Annotated in this window: 4 protein-coding genes; all 4 read right to left on the bottom strand. The window is 73.8% G+C overall.

The window, feature by feature from the left end; genetic code table 11:
• Positions 1-8 precede the first annotated feature (8 nt).
• Genes ACFWHU_RS15115 through ACFWHU_RS15130 form a run of 4 tightly spaced genes read right to left on the bottom strand, consistent with a single transcriptional unit; the run spans position 9 to position 17,248 of the window.
• Positions 9-227 carry an MbtH family protein gene (locus tag ACFWHU_RS15115; protein ID WP_387225171.1) on the bottom strand — a complete coding sequence of 73 codons (219 nt, stop codon included), beginning with the start codon at positions 225-227 and terminating at the stop codon, positions 9-11.
• The gene (locus ACFWHU_RS15120) at positions 224-9,427 is read right to left on the bottom strand and encodes an amino acid adenylation domain-containing protein (protein ID WP_387225172.1); all 9,204 of its coding nucleotides are present in this window, start codon (positions 9,425-9,427) and stop codon (positions 224-226) included. Before ACFWHU_RS15120 ends, ACFWHU_RS15115 begins: the two co-directional genes overlap by 4 nt.
• Complete coding sequence (locus tag ACFWHU_RS15125) at positions 9,424-16,332, bottom strand: amino acid adenylation domain-containing protein (protein ID WP_387225173.1); 6,909 nt, start codon at positions 16,330-16,332, stop codon at positions 9,424-9,426. The genes ACFWHU_RS15120 and ACFWHU_RS15125 overlap by 4 nt, the downstream gene beginning before the upstream one ends.
• Positions 16,325-17,248, bottom strand: a complete 924-nt coding sequence (locus ACFWHU_RS15130) for a 3-hydroxyacyl-CoA dehydrogenase family protein (RefSeq protein WP_387225174.1) — start codon at positions 17,246-17,248, stop codon at positions 16,325-16,327. The genes ACFWHU_RS15125 and ACFWHU_RS15130 overlap by 8 nt, the downstream gene beginning before the upstream one ends.
• Positions 17,249-17,268 lie beyond the last annotated feature (20 nt).

Raw genomic sequence — 17,268 nt, forward strand, 5'->3', positions numbered from 1 at the left:
CCCGCGTTTCAGTGAGTGGAGCCGTCCGTCGCCGCGATGAGACTCTTCGGACGCAGGTCGGTCCAGGTGGCCTCGATGTGCGTCAGGCAGGCGGCGCGGCTGTCGGGACCGAAGGTACGGGTCCAGCCGGCCGGGACATCGGCGAACCGCGGCCAGAGGGAGTGCTGCCCCTCGTCGTTGACCAGCACCAGAAAGATTCCACTCTCGTCGTCGAACGGGTTGGTCATGGTGTGTCCTCTCGGTATCGGTCGTCCTCGCGGAATTCCGCGCGCATGAGATCGGCGACCGGCAGCTCCGGCCGCGCGGCGATGGTGTCCAGCAGGCGCGTCAGTTCACCGAGGAGGCCGGGGGCGGCTTCGGGTGCCAGAGCGCCCGGACGGTGGTCGAGGCGCAGTCGCAGGGACTCGTCGGCGGCGAACGCCACCAGGGTCAGCGGGTAGTGGGTGGCGTCCCGGCCCTCCACGCCGGCCACCCGTAGCCCCGACACCGGTCGCGCCGACGCGACCGGGTCCAGGGGGTAGTTCTCGACCACCAGATGGGTGTCGAACAACTCCCGTCGGCCCAGGGCGCGCTGGATCTCACTCAACCCGATGTGGTGGTGCGGCAGCAGCCGCGTCTGCTCGTCCCGCAGGCGGCGTAGGGTCTCGCCCACCGTCTGCGCGCCGTCGAGGCGCAGCCGTACCGGCACCGTGTTGATGAACAGGCCGATCATCGACTCCATGCCGGGAAGCTCGGGTTGGCGGCCCGCGACGGTCGTACCGAACACCACGTCCCGGGTGCCGACGCGACGGGCCAGCAGCACACCCCAGGCCATCTGGACAACGGTGTTGAGGGTGACCCCCTCGCTTCCCGGACCGCGCAGTGCCTTGGTCGTGGTGTCCGCCAGTGTCGCGCTCAGCGTGGTGGCGCGCTCGGCGGCCTCGGGAACGGCGTGGGTGAGCCGCCGTGGTTCACCAAGGCCGGCGAGAGCGGTGCGCCAGGCCTCGCGGGCGGCGGCCCTGTCGCGGGTCGCCAGCAGGGCCAGATGGTCCCGGTAGGGGGTGACCGGGTCCAGTGCGTCCGGGTCGCCTCCGTGGGCGTAGAGGTCGAGCAGTTCCCGTACGAGCACGGGCAACGACCAGCCGTCGATGACCAGGTGGTGGTTGGTCAGGACGAGCCGGTGCTCGTCGGGGCCCCACCGGATGAGGGTGAAGCGGATCAGCGGTGGGCGATCGAGGTCGAAGCGGCGGTTCAGATCGGCGCCGGCCAGCCGGTCGAAGACCCGGTCGCGGCGCCTCTCGGAGACGCCCGTGAGATCGATCTCCCGCCATCCGGGGGCGGGAGAGCCGGGAATGACCTGGACCGGGTGGCGCAGGCCCTGGTGGACGAAGGCGGCGCCCAGGTTGGGGTGCCGCGTCAGCAGGGCCGTCGCGGCGGCACGCAGGCCGTCCGGCTTCAGGGGGCCGTGCAGCCGGACCGTGCACTGGGCCTGGTAGACGTCCGGTGCGCTCGGCTCGTACAGGGCGTGGAAGAGCAGCCCCTCTTGCAGCGGGGTGAGCGGGAGTACGTCCGCCAGCTTCGGATACGAGTCCTCAAGCCGGTCGATCTCCGCCTGGTCGACCCGGACGAGTGGCACGTCGGAAGGGCTTCGGCCGCCGCCGCGGACTCTTGCGTGCAGGACGAGGGAGTCGAGGGCGGCGAACCACAGATCGGTGAGCATCCGGACCTCGGCCTCGGTGAACTGACCGGCCGACCAGCCCAGCGTGGCGGTGAGCCGGGGCCCCGAGGCGCCGTCCGTCGTCAGTGCGTTGATGTCGAGGAGGTGCGCGCCCAGCCGGCCGGTGGCTCCGGCCGCGCGAGGGGTGGCCTGTTCCTCGGCGATGCCCCAGTCGGCGTCGTGGGTCGTGGCGAGGCGGCCCAGGTAGTTGAAGCCGATCTGGGGAGAGGCTCCGCCGGCGAGGCGGGGCCCGGCGACCGGGTCGAGGTGGCGCAGGACGCCGTACCCGACGCCGCGGTCCGGGACGGTCCGCAACACCTCCTTGACCTGCTTGAGCGCGCGGCCCAGGGCGGGCCCCACACTCCACACGTCGGTCCACGAACAACCGCTGCGGGGCAGCCGGACCGGGTACAGGGCCGTCAGCCACCCCACGGTCCGGGACACGTCGGTCTCCGGCGGGTCGGGGCGGCCGTGGGACTCCAGGTCCACCAGCAGACCGTCCGGGCCGGGTGCCCGGCCCCGGCGGCGGGACCACTCCTCGACCGCGAGCGTCAGGCCTGTGAGCAGTACGGGCTCGACGCCGCAGTGGAAGGCCGCACCGACCTCGGTGAGCAGGGGCAGGGTCCGGCCGGGCGGCAGGGTGACGGTCAACTCGCTCGGCGGGCCGGCCGCGCCGGACGGAAGCGGCTCCGCGAGCGGGACGTCCGGGGCCTCCACCGTCCCTGACCACAGCGGCAGTTCCGCGCGGCGGGTCCCATCCGCCCCCTGTGCCGCGAGGAGTCGTGCCCAGGCCGGGAACTGCACCGGCGGCGTGAGGGAAGGCGGCGGGTTCCCGGCGGCGAGGGCGCGCTCGACCGCGGCCAGTTCGGACAGCAGGATCCGCCAGGAGACTCCGTCGACGGCCAGATGGTGGATGACGAGCAGCAGACGACCGCCTCGCTCGGTGCCCCGGTCGAGGAACTCGGCCGCCAGCAGACGGCCGTCGGTGGGATCGAGACGGCGGTGCGCCTCGTCCAGGGAGTCCGCGAGCAGATCGGGCAGCGGGGCGTCGGTGACGGTGACACGGCGGCGCACCTGGCCGTCCACGCGGACCTGTCCGGCCGGCGCCACGTCGAGCCGCCACGCCTCCCCGGTGGTGTCGAGGCGCATACGCAGTGCGGCGTGCCGGTCGACGAGGCTCTGGAGGACGGTGGTGAGCCGGTCCGCGGACAGCCCGGCGGGGGTGCGGATCACCATGTGCTGGCTGAACGTCCTGATGTCACCGGCCTGTTCGCGCCACCAGTGGATGATGGGGGTCAGCGGCAGCGGACCCTCGCCGCCGTCCGGGTCCGCGCTGGCGGGGCGCGCCTCGGGTTCCGCGGCCTCGGCGCGGGCGGCGAGCCCGGCGACGGTGGGCGCGCGGAAGACGTCGTTCACGGTGATCCTCAGACCGGCCTCGTGGGCGCGGCTGACGAGCTGGATGGCGCCGATGCTGTCTCCGCCCGAGTCGAAGAAGCCGTCGTGGAGGCCGATCGCCGGGGTCCGGAGCAACTGGGCGAAGATGGCGCGCAGGATGTGTTCCCGTTCGCCGCGGGGGTGTCCGGGGTCGGGGTCGCCGCCGGATGGCGGCGCGGCGGTTGGGGCGGGCGGGCCGGCCCCACGGTCGGGCTCGGGCAGGGCGGCGCGGTCCAGCTTGCCGTTGCGGGTGAGCGGCATCGTGTCGAGTACCGCCCAGGCGGCGGGGACCATGTAGTCGGGGAGCGTCTCGGCGAGGTGCCGGCGCAGTGACGCCAGGTCGACCGTCGTCCCCTCGGCGGGCACCACGTAGGCGGTCAGGTGCTTCCCGCCGGGTCCGCCCTCACGCATCGTCACGGCGGCCTGGGCCACGCCGTCGTGGGCGGCGAGCGCGGCCGCGATCTCGTCGGTCTCGATGCGGAACCCCCGCAGTTTGACCTGCCCGTCGGCCCGCCCGGCGAAGGCGAGGGTGCCGTCCGGCAGCCAGCGCGCCAGGTCGCCCGTCCGGTACATGCGCGCGCCGGGCGGGCCGAAGGGGTCGGCGACGAACCGTTCGGCGGTCGGTGCGGGGCGGCCGAGGTAGCCGCGGGCGACACCGGTACCGGCGAGGTACAGCTCCCCCGTCACCCCGGCGGGTACTGGCTGGAGTCCGGCGTCCAGTACGTAGCTCCGGCCGCCGTCCAGCGGGCGGCCGATCGAGATGCCCCGGCGGCCCGCCGGGTCGGCCAGGTCCGCGTCCGTGACCTGGTGCCAGGTGGCGCAGGTCGTCATCTCGGCCGGGCCGTAGCCGTTGACGATGCCGGTGTCCGGGCAGTGCCGCCGTACCGTCCGGACGGCGCGGGCCGAGACGACGTCGCCGCCGGTCCACACGACGTCGAGGGTGCTCAGACAGGCCGGGTCCTCCTCGGCGACCAGTTGGAAGAGTCCGGCGGTCAGCCACAGGCTGGTGGGACGGGTCTCGGTGATCAGCCTTCGCAGGGTCAGCAGGTCCAGTTCGCCCGGTGGGGCGACGACGGTCTCGCCGCCGTTCAGCAGTGGCACCCACAGTTCCATCGTCGAGGCGTCGAAGGAGTGCGGGGAGTGCATCACCATGCGCCGGGCGGTGGTGGGTTCGTAGCAGGCGTCGGCGCCGAGGGCGAGGATGCCTTCGTGGGTGATGGCGACGCCCTTGGGGACTCCGGTGGATCCGGAGGTGAAGATGACGCAGGCCAGCCGGAGCGGATCGATGGGCGCGCCCGGCGGCGGGGTGCCGCGTGGGGGTGGCGCGGTAAGGGCGTCGGCGGCGTCGAGGACCGTCGTCGCCCCCTCGGGCCGTTCCCCGGGCGGCAGTTGCGGGCCGACGACCAGCACGGTGGCTCCGGCCTCGGCGATGACGCGTGTCTGCCGCGCCCGGGGTGCCCTGGTGTCGAGCGGTACGTAGACGCCTCCGCTCTTGAGGACGGCGAGCGCGGTGACGGCGTACAGGACGCCGCGTTCCATGAGCACGGCGACGCGTGTCTCGGGGCCCACGCCGGCGGCGGCGAGATGGCCTGCCAGCCGGTCGGAACGGGCCTCCAGTTCCGCGTACGTGACGCTTTCGGTGTCCGAGCGCAGTGCCACGGCGTCCGGCGCGCGGCGCGTGTGCTCGTTGATCCGCTCGGGGACGCTCCGGGCGGTGCTGCCGGCCGGGTGGGGCCTGGCCGGTGTCGCGCCCCACCGGTGCAGCAGCTCGTGGCGTTCGGCCGGGTCGAGCAGGTCGGCCCGGCCGATGGGGGTGTCTGGGCCGTCGGCCATCCGGGTGAGCAGCCGGACCAGGCGTTCGCCCATCGCACGGGCCGTACCCGGCGCGAACAGGCCGGTGCGGTATTCGAGTACGCCCTCCAACCCCTGGGCGGCGCCCTGTGTGTCGCGGTGCTCGTACAGGCTGAAGGCGAGATCGCACTTGGCGGTGCCGGTGCCGACCATGGTGACCTCGGCGCGCAGACCGGGCAGGTGGAGCCGTCCGGGGGGCGGCGGTGTCACCACCAGCATCACCTGGAAGAGGGGCGGACCGTTCTCGGGACGGTGCGGGGCCAGCGCCTCCACGACGTGCTCGAACGGCACGTCCTGGTGGGCGAAGGCCGCGAGGTCGCCCGTGCGGACGCGGCCGAGGAGATCCCGGAAGGTGGGGTTCCCGGAGGTGTCGGTGCGCAGGACGAGCGTGTTGACGAAGAAGCCGACCAGCGCGTCGAGACGGGGATCGGGCCGGTCGGCGACGGCGGTGGCGACCGGGATGTCGGTCCCGGCACCGAGGCGTGTGAGGAGTACCGCGAGCGCGGTGTGTACGACCATGAACATGCTGGCGCGTTCGGCGGTGGCGAGCCGGGCGAGGCGTCGGTGCGGCTCGGCGGGGACACGGAAGGCGATGGTGGCTCCGTCGTCCGTCGGCGGCGCGGTGTGGTCGGCGGGCAGGGCGATGCGGGACGGAAGGCCGTCCAGCGCGCGGACCCAGTGGGCGAGCCCGCCTGCCCTGTCGGCGGACGGGTCTCCCCCGGTGCCGGAGTCCGCGTGGCGGGCGAGCGCGAAGTCGGCGTACTGACGGGGCAGCGGTGGCAGCGCGGCGGGCGGAGCACCACTCAGCCGCGCGGTGTAGGCGATTTCGAGATCGGCGGCGAGCGGGGCGAGAGACGCGTGGTCGCAGGCGATGTGGTGCACGAGGAGCAGCAGGGTGTGCGCCTCGCCGGGACCGGTGGTGAACAGCTCGGCCCTCAGCGGGGGTTCGAGGTCGAGCCGGAAGGCGTGCCGTGCGCCCCGGGAGAGCAGGGCGGGGAGTTCGTCCTCGGTGGTGGCCGTTTCGACGAGGCGGGGGCGGCCCGCCTCGGGCGGCAGGACGCGCTGATGGGGCCGGCCGTCGTCCTCCTCGATGACGGTGCGCAGGATTTCGTGCCGGTCGGTCACGTCGCCCAGAGCCGCCGCGAGGGCGGCGCGGTCCAGGGAACCGGTCAGGCGCACCGTCAGGGGCACGTTGTAGGTCACGTCCGCACCGGTGTGGCGGTGCAGGAACCACAGACGTCGTTGCCCGTGGGACAGGGGGATACGGTCCGGGCGGCCGGCCGGTGACTGGGCCGTCGCCCGGACGGGGGCGCACCGGGCGACGTGGGCCGCCAGGGCGGTGACCGTGGGGTGGTCGAAGATGTCGCGGACGTCGATGTCGGCGTGGTGGGCGGCGCGGATACGGGCGGCCAGCCGGGCGGCGCGCAGGCTGTCGCCGCCGAGGTCGAAGAAGTCGCCGTCCGGGCGGACCCGGGCCGCTCCGAGGAGTTCGGAGAACAGTCCGGCCACGTCCTTTTCGAGCGGAGTGGCGAACACCGGGAGGTCCCGGCCGGCCGTCTCGGCCTCGCCCGGCGTGAGTTCGCCGGGCGCGGGCAGGGCGGTGCGGTCGAGTTTGCCGTTCGCGGTCATCGGCAGGGCGCCGACGCGTACCAGTTCGGCCGGCAGGAGATGGGCGGGCAGGCTCGCGCGCAACTCGCGGCGCAACCGGTCCGGGAAGTCCGGCGCGGGGCGGGGGTCGCGCGCGACGACGTAGCCGACCAGTCGTGGTTCTCCGTCCGTGGCGGCGCGGACGGCGGTGACGGCGGCGCCGGCCACGCCGTCCAGGGCCAGGAGCGCCGCCTCGACCTCGGCGGGCTCGACGCGGTGGCCGCGGATCTTCAACTGGTCGTCCGCGCGCGCCAGGTACTGGAGGGTGCCGTCCGTCGTCCACCGGGCCAGGTCGCCGGACCGGTAGAGGCGCGAGCCGGGCGGACCGAAGGGGTCCGCGACGAAGCGCTGGGCGGTGAGTCCCGGCCGTCCGAGGTAACCGTGGGCGAGGCCCCGGCCGCCGACGTACAACTCGCCTGTGACACCCGGCGGTACGGGGCGCAGGCTGTCGTCCAGCAGGTGGATCCGGGTTCCGGGGATCGCGGTGCCGATCGGACTTCCGCCGTGTTCGGCGTGGCGGGCGGTCAGGTCGAGGCGGGTGGCGTGGACGGTGGTCTCGGTGATGCCGTACATGTTGACGAGCGTGGGAGGGGCGGTGTCCGGCCCGTGGCGCCGGTACCAGTCGCGCAGGGTTCGCGGCAGCAGCGCGTCGCCCCCGAAGATCACCCATCGCAGGGCCAGTGCGCGGCCCCGCGCCGGGTCCTCGGCGTCGGCGTGGTCGAGGGCGGCGAACGCGGACGGGGTCTGGTTCAGCACGGTGACGCGCTCGCGGACGAGAAGATCGAGGAGGGCTCTGGGTGAGCGGGCCACGTCGTGCGGGACGACGACGAGGCGTCCGCCGTGCACCAGCGCGCCCCACAACTCCCATACGGAGAAGTCGAAGGCGCAGGAGTGGAAGAGCGTCCACACGTCGCTCGTACCGAAACCGAAGCGGGAGGCGGTGTCCGTCAGCAGCGCCACGGGTCCTTCGTGCGGCACCACGACGCCCTTGGGGTGGCCCGTCGATCCCGAGGTGTGGATGACGTAGGCGGGATGCGCGGGCAGCAGTGGGGTCCCGCGCTCGGCGTCGGTGAGGTTCGTGGTGTCGTCCGTGACGGAGAGCAGGGCGGCCAGTTCGCCGGGCGTCAGCACACAGACCGGGCGGGTGCCGGCCAGGATCAGCCGGATCCGTTCGTCCGGCCAGTGCGGGTCGACGGGCACCGCGGCGGCGCCGGACTTGGCCACGGCGACGAGCGCGGTCACCAGGTCGACGGAGCGCGGGAGTTGTACGGCGACCAGCTGTCCCGGTCCCGCGCCGCGCCGGACCAGGGCCCTGGCCAGCCGGTTGGCGCGTGCGTCGAGTTCGCGGTAGCGCAGGACGGTGTCGCCGTCCTGGACAGCCGCCGCGTCGGGAAAGCGGGACGCGGCCCGCTCGAAGAGCTGTGGGAGCGTCGTCGGGGCGACGGCAGGTCGTACGCCCGGTCCGGGCGCCGAGCTGCGGCGTTCGCGCGCGGACAGGTGGGCGTGGTCGCGCAGGTCGCCTTCCGGGTCGGTGGCCAGCCGGTGCAGCAGTCTGGCGTAGCGGCGGGCCTCGGCCGCCGCCTCGGCGCTCGTGTACCGGGCGGGGTCGGCGTCCAGGTCGATGCGCAGGCCGCCGCGCCGGTCGTCCGGGTACACGGTGACGGACAGGTCCTGGACCGGTCCGATGGCGATGTTGCGCATCGCCGCGGGGCGGCCGGCGAAGTCGCGGCCGTAGCTGAACGGCAGTACGTTCACGGCCAGTCCGTACAGCGAACCTCCCGATCCGGTCAGTCCGAGGTCGTGCAGCTGGTCCTCGTGCCGATAGTGCCCGTGGGGCAGTACGGCGCTCATCTCGTCGGCCAGCGCGCGCACCAGGTCGCGGGCCGGGCGGTGCGCGTGGACCCGCGTGCGGAGCGGCAGAACATTCGACGCGGTGCCGGCGGCCAGCAGGGACGCTTCCCGGTCGCGTGCGGTGACCGGCAGACCCAGCACCACTTCGCCGGTGCCGCCCGCGCCGGTACGGACGTGTGCGAGCAGCGCCGCGGCGGCCGTCGCCAGCACCGGCCATCGCACATCGAGCCGCCGGGCGGTGTCGCGCAGTCCGGCCAGGCCCGCGGCGGGCAGGCGGGCGCCGCCGCGCACCGCCAGGCCGCCGGCCGTGCCGGGGTGGCGGAGCGGTGTCGCCCCGGCCAGCCTCGCCTTCCAGAAATCGCGGTCCGCGGGCGCCTCGGACGAGGCACGGTAGGCACGTTCCGCGGTCAGCAGCGCGTCCAGGGGGTGCACGGCCGGCGCCGGCCGCTCCCCGCGCTCCAGGGCCGCGTAGAGCCGGCCGACCCGGCGCGCCAACAGGGCGCTGCCCAGGCCGTCGAGCACCAGGTGGTGGCAGGCGAGATACCAGCAGAACCGGTCGTCGGCCAGGCGCAGCAGTGCGGTCCGGAACGGCGGCCCCGCTCCGAGGTCGAACGGCCGGGCCACATCCGTGCGCATCCATGCCATGGCGGCGACGGCCGGGGTCGGCTCGGCACGCAGATCGACGTGGGTCACGGTCCACGGCGGCGACGGCCCGTCCCACTGCCGCGGTTCGCCGTCGTCGTCGACCGTGAACCGGGCCCGCAGCGGCGCGGTCTCGGTGACGGCCACCTCGAAGGCCGCCTCGAACAGGTCCGGTTCCAGCGGTCCCATGATGTCCATGGACAGACCCACGTGGTAGCGCCCCGGACCCGCGAGCCGGTCGCCCAGCCAGATACCGCGCTGGGCCGAGGTCAGGGGCACCGGACCGGACCGGTCCGGCAGGGTCACCCGGTCACCTCCGACCCGGTGGGCCGGCCGCGCAGCGCGGGGGCGAGCATCTCGGCGATCTCCGCCAGCGGACCGGGCCGGCCCATCTCCGCGTGCGGGCACTCCACGGCGCGCACGTCCGGCTTCCCGCCGTCGACGTAACGCTCCCACTGGCGTGCGGCGTCGTCGGCGGAGGTTTCGAGTGCCGTGAAGACCAGCAGGTCACCGGTGTAACGGGACGGGGTGTGCTCGTGGGAGAGGACTGCGTTGTTCGCGTAGACGCGGCAGAGCGTCTCGATCATCGCCTCGTCGAACGTCGCGAGCAGACCGGGGTAGGCGCGGCTGATCTCCAGGAACCGCGGATAGGTCATTTCCTCGTCGGCCCAGATGGCGGGGTCGTAGCCGAAGAACTGGAGGATCGTGCGCATCACGTGGTCCGGGCCGAACCGGCCGGGTGCGCCCGCGCCGTCGTCCCCGTCGCCGGCCTCGCTCGCCTCCGCGGCCGCGCTCCCGTCGCTCGCGCCGTCCGGGCCGGTGCTGTTCCCCGTGGCGGGGGCGGCGGGCATGGCGTCGAGTACGGCCAGCAGCCCGACCTCCTCCCCCGCCCGCTGGAGCTGCACGGCCATCTCGTGCGCGACGATGCCGCCGAACGACCATCCGAGCAGGTGGTAGGGACCGGTCGGCTGTACGGTGCGCAGCTGGGCGACGTAGTCCGCCGCCATCTCGGCGACCGACCCCGGCAGTACCTGTGATCCGTCCAGGCCCCGTGCCTGTAGCCCGTACAGCGGCTGATCGGTGCCGAGCGGCCCGCTGAGTCCGGCGTAGGACCAGGCGATACCGGCCGCGGGGTGCACACAGAACAGGGGCGGGCGACTGCCCTCCTCACGCAGCGGCAGGAGCACCCCGGTGCCCCCGCCGAGTGCCGACGGGCCGGGGGCCGGGAGCGCCGCGGCCGGGACGTCCGCGGCCCCGTCCACGAGCAGGTCGGCGGACCGGAGTTCGCCGAGGACGCTGTGCGGCGCGTGCGCGCTGCGGGTCAGCAGGGCGACGAAGCGCTCGACCAGGTCGTTCGCGCGGTCCGGGTCGATGAGGTGGGGGTGGTACTCGATCTGGAGGCTCAGGACGTCGTCGCGGTGGCTGAGGACCACGCCCAGCGGGTAGTGCTGCCGGTCCTCACCGGAGGCACGGATGAGTTCCAGGTCCGGCGCGGGGCGGCGCAACGACTCCCCGTCGAAGGGGTAGTTGGCGAAGGACATCATCGTGTCGAACATGTCGCCGCTGTCGGTGATACGGCGGATGTCGGTGAGGCTGATGTGCTGATACGGCAGCAGCTTGGCCTGTTCGTTCTGGACCCGTACGAAGAGGGAACCGAGCGACTCTTCCGGGTCGAGGCTCACCCGGGTGGGCACGGTGTTGATGAAGAGTCCCACCATCGCTTCCACCCCGGGCAGTTCGGCGGGGCGGCCGGAGACCACGGAGCCGAACACGACGTCCTGACGGCCGGTCTCCTCGGCGAGCAGGATGGCCCAGCAGGTCTGGAGCACGGTCGCGAGCGTCACACCGTACCGTCGGCCGGTGCCCACGAGCGCTCCGGTGACGTCCTCGCCCAGCGACGAGCGCAGATGCCGCGACGGCACCGGCTCGCCGGGCTGCCGGTTCCCGATCCTGGTGGGGGTGAAGCCGGCCAGTGCGGTGCGCCAGGCGGCCTCGGCCGCCTCGCCGTCCACGCGGGAGAGCCAGTTGGCGTACTCACGGAACGGCGTGCCGGTGGGCAGCGCGTGTGGCGTCCCGGTGACCCGCGCCCGGTAGTGGGCGAAGAGTTCGCCGATGATGATCGGCAGCGACCAGCCGTCCAGCAGGATGTGGTGGGTGGAGAGCACCAGCCGCCGTCGGTTCGCGCCGAGGTCGATCAGCAGGAGCCTCAGCAGCGGCGGCCGGGCCGGCTCGAAGGGCCGGGCCCGCTCCTTCTCCAGGAGGCGTTCGACCTCGCGCTCGCGTTCGTCCTCCGGCAGGCCGCTCAGGTCCGTCTCCTGCCAGGGCACGTCCATGCCGGGGCGGAAGATCTGGACGGGATGCGGGAGTCCGGTGTGCACGAAAGCCGCGCCGAGGTTGCGGTGGCGGTCCAGGAGGGCGCGGAAGGCGGCCCGCATGGCCGTGGTGTCCAGTGTCCCTTCGAGTTCCAGCCAGAACTGGATGGTGTACAGGGAGTGCGACACCTCCGCGGGGTCGCCGGACTCGGGGTTGTTCATCGAGCCGAGGAGCAGGTGGTAGAGCATGCCCTGCTGGAGGGAGGAGAGCGGCAGTATCTCGTCCAGACCGGGGTGGTCGCTCTCCAGCCGCTCGATCGCCCGCTGGTCGAGCCGGACCAGCGGGAAGTCGGACGGGGTACGGCCGCCGGCGCCCGGCTGGGCCGCGTGGGCGGCCAGGGCGTCCAGCAACTCGAACCAGTTGTCGACGAGTTCGTCGACCCGCTCGTCGTCCACGATCCCGTCGGCCCAGGAGAACGCGATGCGCAGCGCGGTGCCGTCCGCGGTGTCCTCGGTGAGGGCGTTGATGGACAGCGGGTGGTCCAGCGGCATCCCGGCGTCGGCGCCCGCCGTCATCCCCGTCTCGGGAGCGGGTGACCAGACCTGTTCGCCGCCCTCGGAGGGGAGGAGGAAGCGGCCGAAGTAGTTGAAGCCGATGTGCCTGGGCTCGGCGGCGGCCAGCCGGGGCCCGGTCTCCGGGTTGAGGTAGCGGAGCATGCCGAAGCCGATGCCCTTGTCCGGGATGGCACGGAGCTGTTCCTTCACCCCGCGCAGGGCACGGCCGAGGTCGCTGCCGGACGGCACCGTCCCGCCGGAGAGCGGGGCGCCGGGCGCGATGCGCACCGGGTACATGCTGGTGAACCAGCCGATGGTGCGCGACAGGTCGGCGCCCGGCACCACGGGTTCGCGGCCGTGGCCCTCGATGTCGATCACCACGTCCTCGGTGGTGCCCATGCACCGCTGTACTGCCAGCGCGAGCGCCGTGAGCAGTACGTCGTTGATCTCGCAGTGGAAGGCCGCCGGGATGGTCGTGAACAGGTGCCGGGCCCGTTCGGCGCCGTAGACGACCGTGCGGGAGCGGGCCGTGCCGGTGGTGTCGCGGGCGGGGTCCAGGGGGCGCCGGGCGAAGCGGGGGCCCGGTACGGCCAGCATCCGCTCCCACAGGGGCAGTTCGGCCTGCCGTTCCTCGGTGCGGGCCTGCTCCTGAAGCGCGCGGCTCCAGTGGCGCAGGGACGTCTCGACCGGGCGCGGGCCGGGAGAGCGTCCCGCCGCGACGTCCTCGTACGCGCCGACCAGGTCGGGCACCACGACGCGCCAGGACACACCGTCGCAGGCCAGGTGGTTGGCCATGAACAGGAGCCGGCCGGGTGTGTCCGGGCCGGCGTCGAACCAGACCACCCGCACCATACGGCCGTCCCGCACGTCGAGTTCGGTCTGCGCCCGCGCGGTCTCGCGGGACAGCACACGCAGGAGGGCCTCCCCGGAGAGGCTCTCGACGGGCACGCGGCGTACGCAGTCACCGGCCGAGACGCTGCCGACCGGCCGGACTTCCAGGGACCAGCCCGGTGCCGAGCGGTCGAGGCGGAGCCGGAAGGCGTCGTGGTGGTCGATCAGCGACTGGACGGCCGAGGTCAGCAGGGACTCGCGCACGCCGCCGGGGACCCGGAGCAGCACGGCCTGGTGGAAGCCGTCGATGGGCCCGCCCTGGTCGCGCAGCCAGTGCATGATCGGGGTGAGGGGTACGTCACCGACGGCCACCGCGTCCCCGCCGGTGGACTGCCGGCCGGTCTCCCGCGCGATCCGGGCGAGGGCCTGGACGTTCTTGTACTCGAAGATGTCCTGCGGGATGAGGACGAGACCCGACTGGCGCAGATGGCTGACCAGTTGGATGGACATGATGCTGTCGCCGCCGAGGTCGAAGAAGCTCTTGTCGCGCGGCACGTCGGACTCGCGGAGCACTTCCGCGAAGGCGGCGGCGACCAGGTCCTCCCGCGAGGCGGGAGCTTCGCGCGCCGGCTCCGGCGCGGGGGCGGGGGCGGGCGGGGACACGACGACGGCCGGCGGCGCGGGGCTGACGGCGGTGGAGGGGGCCGGATCCGGCTGCGGCACGGAGAGCGGCGCGGGGTCGGTCTCGCGGGCGAGCTTGCCGTTGGGGGTGCGGGGAAGGGCGTCGGTGAGACGGAGTTCGGCCGGTACCAGGTGCGCCGGAAGGCGTTCGGTGAGCCAGGCGCGCAGTTCCTGCGGCGCGGGCCGCGCGGACGCGTCGGCGGGGACCAGATAGGCGAGCAGCCGGGCGTCCCCCGCGTGGTCGGTGCGTACGACGGCCATCGCCTCGGCGACTTGGGGGTGGCGGGCCAGTGTGGCCTCCACCTCGCCGGGCTCCACACGGAAGCCGTTGATCTTGACCTGTTCGTCCACGCGTCCCAGGAAGTCGAGCTGCCCGTCGGACCGGCGGCGGACCGAGTCCCCGGTGCGGTACATCCGTGTGCCGGGCGGGCCGAAGGGGTCCGCCGGGAAGCGGTCCGCGGTCAGCCCGGGACGTCCCAGGTAGCCGCGGGCCAGTCCGTCACCGGCCAGGTACAACTCCCCGGCCGCGCCGACCTCGACGGGTTTCATGGCGTCGTCGAGCACATAGGCGCGGACGTGGCCGAGAGGCCGGCCGATGGGCGGCGCGGTCGTCGTCGGGTCAACGTCGGCCCGCCACGCGGTGGCGTACACGGTGGCCTCGGTCGGCCCGTAGGCGTTGAACAGCCGGGTGCCTGGCATCGTCCGGACCACCCGGTCGGCGAGGTCGGCGGGCAGGGCCTCGCCTCCCAGGGCCAGGGTGCGGGCCGACAGGTCGAGGTTCGTACGGTCCAGCAGCTTGCCGAGCGCCGAGGGAATCGCGCAGACGAGACCGCCGGACCACCGGGGCGGTTCGTCGTCCAGGAGCGACAGCAGGTTCCGTACGACCTCGACCGTGCCGCCGGTCGCGAGCGGCGGGAACACCTCGGCCACGGACACGTCGAAGCTGAACGAGGTGGCGGCGAGACTGTGCGCGAGCGCGTCGGCGCCGAGCTCCTCCTCGGCCCACGCGAGCAGGGGCAGCACGTTGCGGTGTGTCACGACGACGCCCTTGGGGGCGCCGGTGGATCCGGAGGTGTAGATGACGTACGCCGGGTGACCGGGCGTCAGTGGTGCGGTGCGTTCGCCGTCGGTGATGTCGTGCGACGCGGCGGACGTCAGTTCCGCCCGTACCGACTCCTCGTCCAGGGCGAGCATCGGGCCGGTGGGTGTGCCGAGGTCCCGGTCGGCGTGGGCGGTGTCGGTGAGCAGACAGGACGGCCGGGCGTCGCCTACCACGTAGCGGAGGCGCTCGTCGGGGTAGGCGGGGTCGAGCGGCAGGTACGCTGCGCCGGACTTCAGGACCGCCAGCATCGCCACGAGCATGTCGGTGGTGCGCGGCAGCAGCAGGCCGACCAGCCGCTCGGGACCCGCGCCGCGGCTGATGAGCAGCCGGGCCAGCTTGTTGGCCCGCTCGTGGAGTTGGCGGTAGGTCAGCTGTCCGTTCCGGTCGCGTACGGCGACGGCGTCCGGGCCGCGTCGCGCGGCCGCGTCCAGCACCGACGTGAGCGTGTCCTGGTCCGTCCGCCCCGTGGCGGCCGGTGCCGGGGCGACCGCGCCGGGCTGTTCCCCGGCGGACCGCGTGTCCAGCACCGCCAAGGTGTGGCCCGGTGCGGAGACCGCCGCGGTCAGGAGTGTGCTGAGGTCGCGGGCATGGGCGCCGAGGTCGAGCTCGGTCCCGGAGTGGAGAACGGCCACGCGCAGGGTCCGGCCGTCCGGGTCCTGGTCCAGCAGGAACCTCGGAGCGGTGGACAGCCGGCTGCCCAGGCGTCGGCCGACCGCGCGGTGGTCCCCGAAGCGCAGGTCCGGCGCCGCTTCCCGTACGTCCGCGATCGCCTCGTACAGCCTCTCGGAGACACCCGTCGCGTCGAGCGCCCGGCAGACCTCGGCGTGCCGGAACCGCTGGTGGCGCCGGGCCCGGCGCGATTCACGGGCCACCTGCCGGACGAGGTCCGCGAACGGTGTGTCCGGCCGCACGTCGAGGCGGAGCGCGGCGATGTCCTCGGCGGCGCCAGGCACGCGCTGAAGCGCGCGCTCGAAACGGCCGTCCACGGGCAGTCCGAGGACCACATCGGCGGCGCCGGTGGTCCGGTGCAGATGGGCGGCGACGGCGGCGATCAGGACCGCTCGCGGGTGGGCTCCGCAGTAGCGGGCCGCGGCGCGTACCCGCTCCGTGTCCGGGGCCGACTGCGGGAGACCCGCCACCGGTGCGAGGCCGGGGGCCGTGGACGGCGCGGAGGGCGCCAGGCCGGCGAGGCGTTCCCGCCAGAAGGCGGCGTCCGCCTCGGGCGCCGACGAGGCCCGGTAGGCGGCCTCGGCCTCGGTGAGCCGTGCGAGGGGCGGGAGAGCGCCCTCGGAGACGGGCCGGCCGGCCACGAGCGCGGTGTAGACCTCGGCGGCGCGGCGGCTGACGAGGGCGCAGCCGTACGTGTCCAGGGCTAGCCGGGGATGCCCGTGGAACCAGGTGAACCTGTCGTCCGCGAGCCGGATCAGTGCCTGCGAGGACCGTGACGTGTCCCGGCCCGGCGCCGTCTCCCCCCGCAGCCAGGCGTCGAGGGCGGCGGCCGGGTCCGGCTCGTCGCCCAGGTCGACCATGGTCAGCGGAACGCTCCCGCCGTCGGTGAACTCCGCGCGGCCGCCGGCGCCGTCGCTCGCGCGCAGACGCACGGCTTCCGCCTCGCCGGTCACCTGGCGTATCGCGTCCTGGAGAAGGGTCACGTCCACCGGGCCGTGGATGTCCACGGCCTCGGCGACGAGGTCGGCGTTCGGCATCCACGTGCTGCCGTGATCAGACATGGCTGTCAGCTCCTGCGGGCCGCGGATCGATGGAGGACCGGTGTGAGGGGTACGAGTGGAAGCCGCGGCCGGCCTTTCTGCCGACGCTTCCCTCGGCGACCAGCTTCGACAGCAGCGGTGTCGGACGGAACCGGTCGTCACCGGTGAACTCGCGCAGCACGGCCAGCGTGTCGACCACGGTGTCGAGACCGATCAGGTCGGCGGTGCGCAGCGGCCCCGTGGCGTGCCCGAAGCAGTCCTTGAAGACCCGGTCCACGGTGTCGGCGTCGGCGGTGCCTGCCTCCACGACGGTGGCCGCCTCGTTGACCGTCAGCATCAGTACGCGGTTGCTGACGAACCCGGGACCGTCGCCGACCACGATCGCCTTCTTGCCGAGGCCGGCCAGGAGGTCCAGGGTCCTGCGTACGGTCTGCGCGCCGGTGGACGTGGAGGTGGCGACCTCGACGGTGTCCTTGAGCGGCGCCGGGTTCATGAAGTGGGTGCCGATGACGTTGGCGGGGCGGTCGGTGAAGGAGCCGAGGTGGCCGATGGGAATCGCGGAGGTGCACGAGGCGAACACCGCCTCGGCGGGGCACGTGCGGTCCAGGGCGCGGAAGATCTCCGCCTTGAGCGGGATCCGTTCCGGGGCGCAGTCCACCACGAAGAGGGCATCGGACAGGGCGGCCGTGTCCGCCGCCCAGCTCACGCGCTCCTCGGCGGGGCCGGGGTCCTGCCGGCGCAGCAGCCGTGCGGCGCGGATGCCGGCGCGCAGCCGCTCCGGTCCGCTCGCACGGGCCGCCGGGTCGGGATCGACCACCACGACGGGATGGCCGGCCGCCGCGAAGCACTGGGCGACCCCGGCGCCCATGGTGCCCGCTCCGACGACGCCCACCGGAATCCCGGCGGTGTTCGGCTCACTGTCCTTGCTCTCGACCACGCGTGTGGTTCCTTCCCGTT

Source organism: Streptomyces sp. NPDC060366 (genome assembly GCF_042725135.1).
Classification (GTDB): domain Bacteria; phylum Actinomycetota; class Actinomycetes; order Streptomycetales; family Streptomycetaceae; genus Streptomyces.